The 12,261-nt window shown below is 49.8% G+C and carries 13 protein-coding genes; 2 read left to right on the top strand and 11 right to left on the bottom strand.

Annotation, left to right across the window (positions count from 1 at the left end):
- Window positions 1-29 precede the first annotated feature (29 nt).
- The 5 genes from iscA to trmJ form a co-directional block, all read right to left on the bottom strand.
- On the bottom strand, window positions 30-353 hold the full coding sequence (gene iscA, locus BIT28_RS11255) for an iron-sulfur cluster assembly protein IscA (RefSeq protein WP_075763643.1): 324 nt from the start codon (window positions 351-353) through the stop codon (window positions 30-32).
- An 18-nt stretch (window positions 354-371) separates the two neighbouring features.
- Window positions 372-758, bottom strand: coding sequence for a Fe-S cluster assembly scaffold IscU (gene iscU / locus BIT28_RS11250; protein ID WP_075763642.1), 387 nt, complete (start codon window positions 756-758; stop codon window positions 372-374).
- A 34-nt stretch (window positions 759-792) separates the two neighbouring features.
- A complete protein-coding gene (locus tag BIT28_RS11245) occupies window positions 793-2,007 on the bottom strand; it encodes an IscS subfamily cysteine desulfurase (RefSeq protein ID WP_075763641.1) in 1,215 nt (404 codons plus the stop codon).
- Window positions 2,008-2,038: 31 nt separating this feature from the next.
- Window positions 2,039-2,545: a Fe-S cluster assembly transcriptional regulator IscR gene (gene iscR / locus BIT28_RS11240; protein ID WP_075763640.1), complete on the bottom strand. Its 507-nt coding sequence runs from the start codon at window positions 2,543-2,545 to the stop codon at window positions 2,039-2,041.
- A 112-nt stretch (window positions 2,546-2,657) separates the two neighbouring features.
- Complete coding sequence (gene trmJ / locus BIT28_RS11235; protein ID WP_075763639.1) at window positions 2,658-3,389, bottom strand: tRNA (cytosine(32)/uridine(32)-2'-O)-methyltransferase TrmJ; 732 nt, start codon at window positions 3,387-3,389, stop codon at window positions 2,658-2,660.
- A 231-nt stretch (window positions 3,390-3,620) separates the two neighbouring features.
- Here trmJ and suhB point away from each other — a divergent pair, with 231 nt between their 5' ends.
- Window positions 3,621-4,421, top strand: coding sequence for an inositol-1-monophosphatase (gene suhB / locus BIT28_RS11230; RefSeq protein ID WP_075763638.1), 801 nt, complete (start codon window positions 3,621-3,623; stop codon window positions 4,419-4,421).
- A gap of 164 nt (window positions 4,422-4,585) precedes the next feature.
- Window positions 4,586-5,278: a leucine-rich repeat domain-containing protein gene (locus BIT28_RS11225; protein WP_075763637.1), complete on the top strand. Its 693-nt coding sequence runs from the start codon at window positions 4,586-4,588 to the stop codon at window positions 5,276-5,278.
- 81 nt (window positions 5,279-5,359) lie between these two features.
- Here BIT28_RS11225 and secF read toward each other — a convergent pair whose 3' ends face one another.
- The 6 genes from secF to BIT28_RS11195 all read right to left on the bottom strand — a co-directional run bounded on the left by secF (window position 5,360) and on the right by BIT28_RS11195 (window position 12,193).
- Window positions 5,360-6,307 carry a protein translocase subunit SecF gene (secF, locus tag BIT28_RS11220; RefSeq protein ID WP_075763636.1) on the bottom strand — a complete coding sequence of 316 codons (948 nt, stop codon included), beginning with the start codon at window positions 6,305-6,307 and terminating at the stop codon, window positions 5,360-5,362.
- Between the two features lie 12 nt (window positions 6,308-6,319).
- A complete protein-coding gene (gene secD / locus BIT28_RS11215; protein ID WP_075763635.1) occupies window positions 6,320-8,173 on the bottom strand; it encodes a protein translocase subunit SecD in 1,854 nt (617 codons plus the stop codon).
- Window positions 8,174-8,198: 25 nt separating this feature from the next.
- Window positions 8,199-8,534, bottom strand: coding sequence for a preprotein translocase subunit YajC (gene yajC, locus BIT28_RS11210; RefSeq protein WP_075763634.1), 336 nt, complete (start codon window positions 8,532-8,534; stop codon window positions 8,199-8,201).
- Window positions 8,535-8,556: 22 nt separating this feature from the next.
- A complete protein-coding gene (gene tgt / locus BIT28_RS11205) occupies window positions 8,557-9,684 on the bottom strand; it encodes a tRNA guanosine(34) transglycosylase Tgt (RefSeq protein ID WP_075763633.1) in 1,128 nt (375 codons plus the stop codon).
- 251 nt (window positions 9,685-9,935) lie between these two features.
- Window positions 9,936-10,988, bottom strand: coding sequence for a tRNA preQ1(34) S-adenosylmethionine ribosyltransferase-isomerase QueA (gene queA / locus BIT28_RS11200; RefSeq protein ID WP_075763632.1), 1,053 nt, complete (start codon window positions 10,986-10,988; stop codon window positions 9,936-9,938).
- 101 nt (window positions 10,989-11,089) lie between these two features.
- On the bottom strand, window positions 11,090-12,193 hold the full coding sequence (locus BIT28_RS11195; protein WP_075763631.1) for a S1 family serine peptidase: 1,104 nt from the start codon (window positions 12,191-12,193) through the stop codon (window positions 11,090-11,092).
- Window positions 12,194-12,261 lie beyond the last annotated feature (68 nt).

The following is a 12,261-nucleotide window of genomic DNA, read 5'->3' as shown; positions in this document are numbered from 1 at the left end:
ACAGCTACCAGGTTCAGTTGAAACAGCGATTAGACGTTGAAGCTCTCACCACAACCGCACTCGCTTGAAACGTTCGGGTTGTTGAATTGGAAGCCTTCATTTAACCCTTCTTTGGCAAAATCCAGCTCGGTACCATCGAGATAAACAAGGCTCTTGGCATCAATAATGATTTTTACGCCCTTCTCTTCGAATACCGTATCCTCTTCATTCAGTTCATCTACGAACTCAAGGACATAAGCCATTCCTGAACACCCTGAAGTACGGACACCTAAACGCAGGCCAATGCCTTTGCCTCGGTTCTCTAGGAAAGTAGCTACGCGACTTGCCGCCGCTTCAGTAATAGTAATGGCCATACAACAACCCTCAGGAGATTAATTTTCTTCGTGTTTCTTCTTGTAATCGCTAACTGCGGCTTTGATTGCATCTTCAGCAAGAATCGAGCAGTGAACTTTTACCGGTGGCAGTTCAAGTTCTTCTGCGATCGCCGAGTTCTTGATTGAAGCCGCTTCGTCCAGGCTCTTGCCTTTCACCCACTCGGTGATCAGAGAGCTTGACGCAATCGCCGAACCACAACCGTATGTTTTAAACTTCGCATCTTCAATGATGCCTTCTTCAGTCACTTTGATCTGAAGTTTCATCACATCGCCACACGCTGGTGCACCCACCATGCCGCTACCGATGCTCTTGTCGTTTTTGTCAAATGAGCCCACGTTACGCGGGTTCTCGTAATGATCGATGACTTTTTCGCTATATGCCATGATATATCTCCTCGAATACGTTATGACCGCAAGATTAGTGGTGTGCCCACTCGACTGTGTTCAGGTCAATGCCTTCTTTATACATATCCCACAACGGAGACATTTCACGCAATTTCTCAACCGCACCGCGGATTTGCGAAACTGCATAGTCTACTTCTTCTTCCGTCGTGAATCGACCGAAAGAGAAACGAATTGAGCTGTGTGCCAGTTCATCATCCAGACCCAGCGCACGCAATACATACGAAGGCTCCAGACTGGCAGACGTACACGCCGAACCAGAGGACACCGCAAGATCTTTCAGTGCCATCAGCAGGGATTCACCTTCAACGAAAGCAAAGCTGATGTTCAGGTTGTTCGGCAGACGCTGCTCCATATCACCATTGATGGTCATCGCTTCGATGTCTTTGACACCTTCAAGCAGACGATTACGCAGCGCAAGCGCGTGCTGGTAATCTTTGTCCATATCTTCTTTGGCTACACGGAAAGCTTCGCCCATACCAACGATTTGGTGGGTCGCCAGAGTACCAGAACGGAAACCACGCTCATGACCGCCACCGTGCATTTGTGCCTCAAGGCGGATACGTGGCTTACGACGCACATACAGTGCACCGATACCCTTAGGGCCGTAAATTTTGTGCGCAGACAGCGAAATCAGGTCGACTTTCATTTCCTGAACGTCGATTGGCAGTTTGCCGGCAGACTGGGCGGCATCCACGTGGAAAATGACTTTCTTCTCACGACACAGCTCGCCGATAGCCGCGATGTCCTGAATAACACCAATTTCGTTATTCACGTGCATGATAGACACCAACACCGTGTCTTCGCGCATTGCATCACGTAGCTTCGCCAGATCAATCAGGCCGTTTGCCTCTGGCTCAAGGTAGGTGACTTCATAGCCTTCACGCTCAAGCTGACGGCATGGGTCCAGAACCGCTTTGTGCTCTGTCTTGCAGGTAATAACGTGTTTACCTTTCTTACCATAGAAGTGCGCAGCACCCTTAATAGCCAGGTTGTCAGATTCAGTAGCACCTGAGGTAAAGACGATTTCACGCGGATCTGCATTGAGCAAATCGGCAATATTTTCACGTGCCGTATCGACTGCTTCCTCTGCCTGCCAACCATAACGGTGAGAACGAGAAGCCGGGTTACCGAAGTTACCATCCATAGTCAGGCATTGCATCATCTTCTCGGCAACACGGGGATCTACTGGGCAAGTAGCGGAATAATCAAAATATATTGGCAGTTTCATCTTCTTCTCCGAAAACACGGACGTATAGTCTCTAGGAGCGAACATCGACACCTATAGTGGCGCTGTCGTGTGTATTATTATTTACAAATGATGCTTTATGTCGACCATGATCCTGTCGATCAGAAATTTCCTGTACATCATTGTCTTTCATCAACTCACCAAGAGTGATGTTGTTCAAAAAGCCGCTGATCCGGGAGCTCAGGTCGTGCCATAGAGTATGTGTCAGACAGCGTACACCGCCCTGACAATCCCCTTTTCCGTGGCACTTGGTGGCATCAACCGATTCATCAACAGCTGCAATGACCATACCTACTGCAATGCTGTCCGCATCTTCACCCAGGCGGTAACCACCACCGGGACCACGAACACTGGCAACCAGGCCAGCCTTGCGCAGGCGAGAGAAAAGCTGTTCCAAATAAGACAGTGAAATTCCCTGGCGCTCTGAAATATCAGCCAGAGGAACAGGACCATCTTGAGAATGCAGAGCCACATCCAGCATGGCTGTTACTGCGTATCTTCCTTTTGATGTCAATCTCATAACACACCGCTACCCACTTATATGTATGGGAGGAGTGTCGCATACCCGACTAAAACGGTCAAGTATTTACCTGACTGTTTTAGTCAAGCTTTTAACCATAGGGTTTATACGTCTATTTGTCGCGACTTTCTAGCGATTTTTCGACTGAGGATAAGATACCTCGCAGGATATTCAACTCCTGCTGCTCAGGGCGAGCACGGGTAAATAGTCGACGCAGCTTCGCCATCACCATTCCCGGATGTTTCTTATTAATAAACTGGGTCTGCGTAGTGACTTTTTCAAGGTGCTCGTAGAACATTTCCAGTTCTTTAGCGCGCGGGTATTCTTCTACCTTGCTCTCACCATCGTATTTTTGCTGCTCGAGGTACGCCATGCGGATCTCGTAGCTGACCGTCTGCACAGCCATCGCCAGATTCAGCGAACTGTAGTCCGGGTTAGCCGGAATATAGACATGACAATGACACTTTTGCAGCTCTTCATTAGTCAGACCGGTACGTTCACGACCGAACAAAATAGCGACATTATGGCTGCTGGCCTCGGCAATCGACTTGATCCCGCACTCACGCGGATCGAGCTGCGGCCACTCCAGGGTACGAGAACGTGCGCTCGAACCAACAACCAGGCCACAATCAGCAATCGCTTCATCCAGGGTCGGGACAATTTTCGCATTTTCGACAATATCAGCTGCACCGGCAGCCAGCGCATACGACTTCTCATCGATTTCACAAGCCGGATCGACCAATACCAAATTGGTCAGGCCCATCACTTTCATCGCTCGGGCAGCCGAGCCGATATTACCCGGATGAGAGGTACCCACTAAAACAACACTGATTTTATCTAACATGAAAAAGCTATATCCGACGAATTCTTAAAGCGGGAGGATTTTAACACACCCTCTCCAAAAATGGAGAAAACATGTAAAAACATTATATCTATGACCAGTATTTTATTCCTTTTTGTACTAACGCAGAAAGGAAAAACCGTTCCGGGCAAAAAATAACCACTTCCTTTTTGCCCTAGCTCTGATATACTCGCCGCCGCTTTTTAGTTCTTTAACATCCGTTGGGAAGATCCTATGCATCCGATGCTTAATATCGCCATTCGCGCTGCGCGAAAGGCTGGTGACCATGTCATTAAATCTCTAGAAAAACCTCAGGCAATCGAAGTTGCCAACAAAGGTAATGATGTTGTTACCAACATCGATCAAGAAGCTGAAGCTATCATTATCGACACTATTCTTAAGTCTTACCCTGATCACTGCATCATTGGTGCAGAGACTGGTAACAAAGAGGGCAAAGACAAAGAGTGTCAGTGGATCATCGACCCAGTGGATGGCACCAAAAACTTCGTTCGCGGTTTACCTCACTTCGCAATCTCTGTAGCACTACGCATGCGTGGTCGTACAGAAGTTGCTGCTGTTTACGACCCAGCTCGTAACGAACTATTCACCGCAACCCGCGGCTCTGGCGCTCAGCTTAACAGCCAGCGCGTTCGTGCTTCCCAGCCACGAGATCTAAGCGGTACAACACTGGCAACAGGCCTTCCTTTTGCAGCCAAGCAACACGCTGAAAGCTACATGAAGATCCAAAACGCGCTGTTCATCGAATGTGACGACATGCGTCAGTGTGGTTCAACAGCACTGGATCTTTGCTACCTGGCAGCTGGCCGCGTTGACGGTGTCTTCAAGCTAGGCCAGAAGCCTTGGGAACTGGCAGCAGGTGAACTAATCGCACGTGAAGCAGGTGCTATCTGTACTGACTTTACCGGTAACACTAACTACCTGACGTCTGGCAACATCGTTGCTGGTAACGCTCGTGTCGTTAAGCCAATGCTTGCCAAGATCCGTGAACACGGCAGCGAAGCACTGACTAAGTAATTTTTGGTTACTGACCAAAAACAAGCCCCGCCAGCGATGCTGACGGGGCTTTTCTTTTTCAGAAGTTAAGTGCTTTCATTTCATACAGTTAGATATACAGTATAACGACCTCTTTATGATACTCTGCCCCTATTAAGAAAACTGTATTCTATTAGGTGACATTGATGCCCGCCCCCAACACACGCCCCCTGCTAATCAGCAGCCTATTGGCCTGTTCGCTACTCTTGCTGCTAACTGGCTGCGAGCAGCATTACGATACGCTCGAAGCAATCCCCTTCGCTGACCAAAACTTCCGTGCCTGCGTGCTGGAAACTGGCGAGAGCTACCCCGACGATATCACCGAGCTCGAATGTGAAGACCTTAACATCCGCTCGGCTGCCGAGGTGAAGTACTTCGAGAACCTTCGTAAACTGTCACTCGGTGACAACCAGATCAATTCTCTGGATCTGTCTGATAATCCCGAGCTACGCTACCTCGACCTCAGCGATAACCAGCTCAACGCCCTGGACCTGTCAGAAAACCATGCCCTGCGTGAAATACGGCTAAGCGATAATGACATTGATACCCTCGAACTCCCTCAGTCCGAGCGACTGGAAAAGCTGTTCCTGAATGACAATGAACTCGACACATTGACTGTATCCCAGCTTCCCAAGCTACGTGCACTGCTTGTTGCTGACAACGAGCTGCAAACATTGGACTTATCGAACAATCCTGCGTTGACTGAACTCAATGTCAGAAACAACGCCCTGACCGCCCTGGATCTCTCCCACAATACAAAGCTCAACCAGCTGCTAGAGCAAGGGAATCCAATGAACGGTGGCAAGCAACGTCCGGTCAGTGAGTGGCAGGCCAAATAAGGGTTCGCAAAGACTGAGCCGCAGATACAAAAACGGAGCCTTGCGGCTCCGTTTTTCATTCATTGTGTTTCACACAATACCTTACGGCATCGCGTCGAACTCTTCACCTTCTTTGTCTACCTGCGGTGGCATCAGGTGCTCACGGGTAATACCCAGTTTAAGCGCCAGCGCCGAAGCAACGTAGATAGAGGAATACGTACCGACAGTGATACCGATCAGCAACGCCGCGGCAAAGCCGTGGATCATGCTACCGCCTTTCAGGAACAAGGCAATAACCACAAATAGCGTTGTTGCCGAGGTGATCAAAGTACGGCTCAGAGTCTGGGTAACCGAGCTGTTCATCACCTCGATTGGCCCGCCCTTACGCATCTTGCGGAAGTTCTCACGAATACGGTCAAATACAACAATGGTATCGTTGAGCGAGTAACCGACTACCGTCAGCAAGGCCGCAACAATTGTCAGGTCGATCTCAATCTGAGTAAACGAGAAGATACCGATGGTGATGATCACGTCGTGTGCCAACGCCAGTACCGCCCCCGCCGCCAGACGCCATTCAAACCGCATTGAGACGTACAGCAGAATACAGATCAGCGAAACAAGAATCGCCAGGCCACCGGCTTCTGCCAGTTCGTCACCGACATTCGGACCAACGAACTCTATACGGCGCATTTCAACGTTCTGGCCGGTGCCAACCTTCAGTGCATCAATGATCTGGTTGCCCAGCTTCTCGCCCTGTGCATCTTCACGCGGCTGCAGGCGAACCATCACATCTCGTGCTGTACCGAAGTTCTGCACAATCGCATCACCAAAACCGGCACTTTCCAGTGAATCACGAATTTTGACCAGATCAGCAGGCTGTTCGAAACCCACTTCGATCAGTGTACCGCCGGTAAAGTCGAGGCCCCAGTTCAGCTTCTGGGTGGTAACCGTCGCGATTGCCGCAACAATCATAATAATCGACAGGACAAAAGTGCCTTTCGACCAGCGCATAAAGTCGATCACTTTATCCGCTTTCATTATTTGAAACATGTCAGCGTCTCCTTAGATCGACAGTTTATCGACGCGCTTACCGCCGTAAACAAGGTTGACCATCGCACGGGTTCCGACGATCGCCGTAAACATCGACGTCAGAATACCGATAGACAGGGTCACCGCGAAGCCTTTAATCGCCCCTGTACCCACAGCAAACAGAATGATTGCCGTGATCAGGGTGGTAATGTTGGCATCGGCAATCGTACTCAATGCGTTGGCATAACCTTGCTGAATCGCATGCTGAGGACTGCGGCCCTCACGAAGCTCTTCACGGATACGCTCAAAGATCAGTACGTTGGCATCGACGGCCATACCGACGGTCAGAACAATACCGGCAATACCCGGCAGGGTCATGGTTGCCCCCGGGATCATCGACATCACACCGATAATCATCACCAGGTTCATCAGCAGGGCCATATTGGCAAACAAGCCAAAACGACGGTAGTACACCAGTGTAAACAGCATAACGGCAACCATACCCCAGATCATTGCCTGAATACCCATATCGATATTCTGCTGACCCATTGACGGACCGATAGTTCGCTCTTCGACAATTGAAATCGGCGCAATCAAGGCACCGGCACGCAGTAGCAATGCCAGGTTGTGCGCTTCGGACTGAGAGTCGATACCAGTAATACGGAAGTTACGACCCAGTGCCGTCTGAATGGTCGCCTGGTTGATCACTTCTTCGTGTTTCTCAAGAATCACTTTGCCGCTGGCATCACGATCGCCGCTGTCTTTGTACTCGGTAAACACGGTCGCCATCAGCTTGCCCACGTTATTACGCGAGAAGGCTGTCATCTTGCTGCCACCTTCGCTATCGAGCGAGATGTTAACCTGAGGACGGCCATATTCATCAGCACTTGAGCTTGCGTCAGTAATATGAGAACCGGATAGGATCACACGCTTTTTCAGCACGACCGGACGCTGGTCACGGGTGTATTTCACCTCGCTACCTGCCGGTGCACGGCCAGAAGCAGCAGCAGCCACATCTGCAGTACTATCCACTTCGCGGAATTCCAGTGTTGCTGTCGCACCCAAAATTTCTTTCGCGCGCGCAGTATCCTGAACACCCGGTAGCTCGACAACGATGCGGTTTGCACCCTGACGCTGTACCAGTGGCTCGGCAACACCCAGCTCGTTTACACGGTTACGTAGAATGGTGATGTTCTGGTCAACGGCGTAGTTGCGAATTTCCTGAAGGCGCGCCTCAGTAAACTGAGCCGAAAGCACAAAACGGCCATTGCTGTCGCTATCGGTGAACAACATATCCGGATGAAGCTTGGACAGCTCGATTTTAGCCTGAGCCAGCTGCTCTGCATTACGCAGGCGAACCTCAACCGAGGTATCGGTCTTACTGATAGCACGGTAACGGATTTTCGCTTCGCGCAGCTCAGTTCGGAAGGTTTCTTCCTGCTGACCCAGCAACTTGTCCATTGCTGCATCCATATCGACTTCCATCAGGAAATGCACACCGCCGCGCAAGTCCAGACCCAGTTTCATTGGGGTGGCGCCGATGGATTCAAGCCAGTCAGGAGTGGATGCTGCAAGGTTTAGTGCGACGACGAAGTCATCACCAAGCTGTTCATTGAGAATATCGCGGGCACTGATCTGAGTATCAGTATCGTTAAAGCGGACAAGTACAGTACCGTTTTCGAAAGCGACAGATTTGTAAGAGAGTTGATTTTGATTTAAATCTTCGGTGACTGCATCCAGCGTTGACATATCTGCCGAGGCGCCACGCGCCCCGGAGATTTGAATTGCCGGATCTTCACCGTAAACATTGGGAAGCGCATATAGCAGCCCGATGAGCAGTGTAAACACCACCATCAGGTTCTTCCACAAGGGATAACGGTTTAACACTGCTGTGATCCTTCAGAGCAAAAAATTACAGAGATTTCATTGTGCCTTTTGGCAGAACTGCAGAAACGAAATCTTTTTTGATTGTTACTTCAGTCGTGTCATTCAGCGCAATAACAATGTAGTCGTTCTCGTCGGAGACCTTAGTGATTTTACCCACCAGACCACCATTGGTTAGCACTTCGTCACCTTTGCCCATGGAAGACATCAGGTTCTTATGCTCCTTAACGCGCTTCGCCTGCGGACGGTAAATCATGAAGTAAAAGATAACTGCGAACAGACCCAGCATAATGAATAGCTGCATACCGCCGCCCTGTGGTGCACCTTCAGCCGCGGCATGTGCCTGAGAAATGAAAAGACTCATTTATTAACGTCCTCGTTTATTGTTAAGCGTTTTTCAACGGTGGAACTTCACGGTCTCGACGCGCGTAGAACTCTTCTACAAAGGCATCGAAACGATCTTCTTCAATCGCCTTACGGATACTTGCCATCAAACGCTGGTAGTAACGTAAGTTGTGGATTGTGTTAAGGCGCGCACCCAGAATTTCATTACACTTATCCAGGTGATACAGATACGCCTTCGAATAGTTGCGACAAGTGTAACAGTCACAGTGCGGATCGAGAGGGGTTGTATCTGTTTTATGTTTCGCATTGCGGATCTTGATCACACCACCGGTTACAAATAGGTGACCATTACGGGCATTTCGGGTCGGCATCACGCAATCGAACATATCGATACCGCGACGAACACCCTCGACCAAGTCTTCCGGCTTGCCAACTCCCATCAGATAGCGAGGCTTGTCTTCCGGTAGCTGAGGACACGTATGCTCAAGCACACGGTGCATATCTTCTTTCGGTTCACCAACAGCCAGGCCGCCTACGGCATAGCCATCAAAACCGATGTTAGTCAGACCTTCAACAGAAACATCACGCAAGTCTTCATATACACTACCCTGTACGATACCGAATAGCGCATTTTTGTTACCAAGTTTGTCAAAATGGTTGCGGCTACGCTGTGCCCAGCGCAGAGACATCTCCATCGACTTCTTCGCTTCGTCGTGTGTCGCCGGGTACGGCGTACACTCATCGAAGATCATCACGATGTCGGAGCCCAGATCTTTCTGGATTTCCATCGACTTCTCGGCATCCATGAAAATCTTGTCGCCGTTCACCGGGTTACGGAAGTGAACACCTTCCTCGGTAATTTTACGAATATCGCCAAGGCTGAATACCTGGAAGCCGCCTGAATCAGTCAGGATCGGGCCCTGCCACTGCATGAAGTCATGCAGATCACCATGCATTTTCATCACTTCCTGACCCGGACGCAGCCAAAGGTGGAAAGTATTACCCAGAATAATCTGAGCACCGGTATCCTGAACTTCCTCAGGTGTCATACCTTTTACCGTGCCGTACGTGCCGACTGGCATAAATGCTGGTGTTTCAACAGTACCGCGTTCAAACTGCAGGCGACCGCGACGAGCACGCCCCTGAGTTTTATCTAATTCAAATTTCACAAAGCCTCCAAAAGCCAGAGAAACAATCTGACATCAATTCCCATAGTGGGATTCAAGCACAATGGGCCATTTGCCTAATGCGCCTCTTTTGCATTTCTCGCCACGCCATATAGCCTAGCGAAAGAAAATAGTATCATGACAAGTCACACCCGGATCTGCCGCGACATCTTGTCTGTTCTATAGAGCCGACAAAGGCTGCAATTTTAACAAAAGCAGCCTTAAGAGACACTGACTTAACCAATTAAGTTCAGTTATTTATTCTTACGAGTGATAAACATCGAGTCACCGTAACTAAAGAAACGGTATTTATTTTCAACAGCCTGCTGATAGGCATTCATTGTGTGCTCGTAACCGGCAAAGGCACTGACCAGCATGATCAGCGTCGATTCCGGCAGGTGGAAATTGGTAACCAGTACATCCACCAGCTGGAATTCATAACCAGGGAAAATGAAAATATCAGTATCACCGAAAAATGGTTTCAGCTCAGTACCGTTCTTCACTGCATCCTGCGCCGCACTTTCCAGCGAGCGTACAGACGTTGTGCCGATAGCAACAACACGGCCACCGTTAGCCTTGGTTTCGTTGATCGCCGCAACAACCTCTTCAGGTACTTCGACATATTCGGCATGCATATGGTGGTCATTGATATTATCTACTCGTACCGGCTGGAAGGTGCCCGCTCCGACATGCAAGGTAACAAACGCAAAGTTTGCCCCCTTGGCCTTTATGGCCTCAAGAATTTCATCGTCAAAGTGCAGCCCGGCAGTCGGCGCGGCTACTGCACCAGGCTTGGCGTTATACACCGTCTGGTAGCGCTCTTTGTCTGCATCTTCATCAGGGCGATCGATATAAGGTGGCAACGGCATATGGCCAACCTCTTCGAGAATTTCCAGCACCGTCTTGTCACTGTCAAAACGAATTTCAAACAGCGCATCATGACGTGCCACCATTTCTGCCTGGTAATCATCATTCTCGCCCAGCAGTAACTCGGTACCCGGCTTCGGCGACTTGGATGCACGCACATGAGCCAAAATACGCTTGTCATCCAGCATACGCTCGACGAGGACTTCCAATTTGCCACCAGATGCCTTGCGACCAAACAGCCGGGCCGGGATCACCCGAGTATTGTTAAATACCAATAAATCACCAGGCTGAACCAAATCCAGCACATCTTTAAAGCCTTTGTGCTGCACCTCACCGGTATCACCGGTCAGCTGAAGCAAACGGCTGGCAGTACGCTCAGGTTGTGGATAGCGAGCAATTAGCTCGTCAGGAAGGTCAAAGTGGAAATCAGATACTTGCATCATTCGGGCCCTAAATTACAGCAGGCAGCTAGTATAGGCTGCCCGACTGCAATATCAAGCAAAGATGATAGCGTTCAAGAGCGCAATCGTACGCTTTTCACCTAAGCCGTGCTGAGACGTCGTAAATACCCAGCAAGCAGCAAGAACCACCATACGGTCCAACCCACACTTCCGCCTCCCCCACTATCACCACTATCGGTAGATGCTGGAACCTCGATGTCAGAACCGGCATTGGCTAAATCACTAGAAAACGGGTTAACTTCAAACACTGGCACAGTTAAGCTCCGCACCGATATTCCGGCCTCGCCTTCTATCCAGCTGATATAATCGGCCACTTCAGTATAGACACCGGGTACCGGACCGGCACAACCGTTCCCAAAGCTGACAAGCCCGACAAGGCGCAAGCCAAAGTCACTATCACTGGCTGCTTGCGGATCCTGCCATATCAGAGGTCCCCCCGAATCCCCGAAGCAGCTGTCTCGGGCCAAATCAGGTGAAGTCGAGCCCGCACAAAGGAAGATGGGGTAATCACTGGTATTCATGTTAGCGCCCCAATGACCATCACAAGTTATATCAGGAACACCTGACATCAGTGTCTGTCTCAACCGAGTAGCGCCAGAGTTAGGATCCTCCGGGTCGGTTGTTCCCCAGCCGGAGACAAGCAGGTTTGCTTCCCTCACATCATTGGCAACCCAACCGTTATCAAACGCCGTATCAACCCTGTCCTGAGTGCTTCTATCCGCCACCTGAATGGGGATTGCCGAGCTGGGCAGCGGGCTTGCCAATTTAAGTAACGCAATATCATTGGTAAAACGGGAGGAGTTATAGGAAGGGTGAATAACGAAGTCAGTCACAGCTGTTGCATTCGAGTTGCCCGCAGCAAAAATACTGATGATGCCGCCCCATACTTTGATCTTATCCGGGGTGACCACCGATGAACCATTTCGTAGGCAGTGTGCTGCTGTCAACACTAGATCATCGCTGATCACCACACCGCCACAGACAAAGGTGCTCTCCCCTCCTTCCCCGTTAGGAAACGTTAGGTTCAAATATGCCTGCCAGGGGATTTCATTATCAGCAGACTCAATACCGCCGATAATTTTGGCTGTCACCTTATTTTCATTGTCTTCGGCTTCAATGCCGACCGCCTGAAAAGGCAGCAATACAGTCCAACATAACAACAATCTTATCAATAGCATACGCATCAATTAATACCTATGTGGAATGTTGTTTAATGATTATATGACACAATTTGGCGTTTAACCCGAGAAAC

It is taken from the genome of Photobacterium proteolyticum (assembly GCF_001939735.1).
Taxonomy (GTDB): Bacteria; Pseudomonadota; Gammaproteobacteria; order Enterobacterales; family Vibrionaceae; genus Photobacterium; species Photobacterium proteolyticum.
Note: the sequence above shows the minus strand (reverse complement) of the source record. Positions and strands in the feature narration are given on the sequence as shown.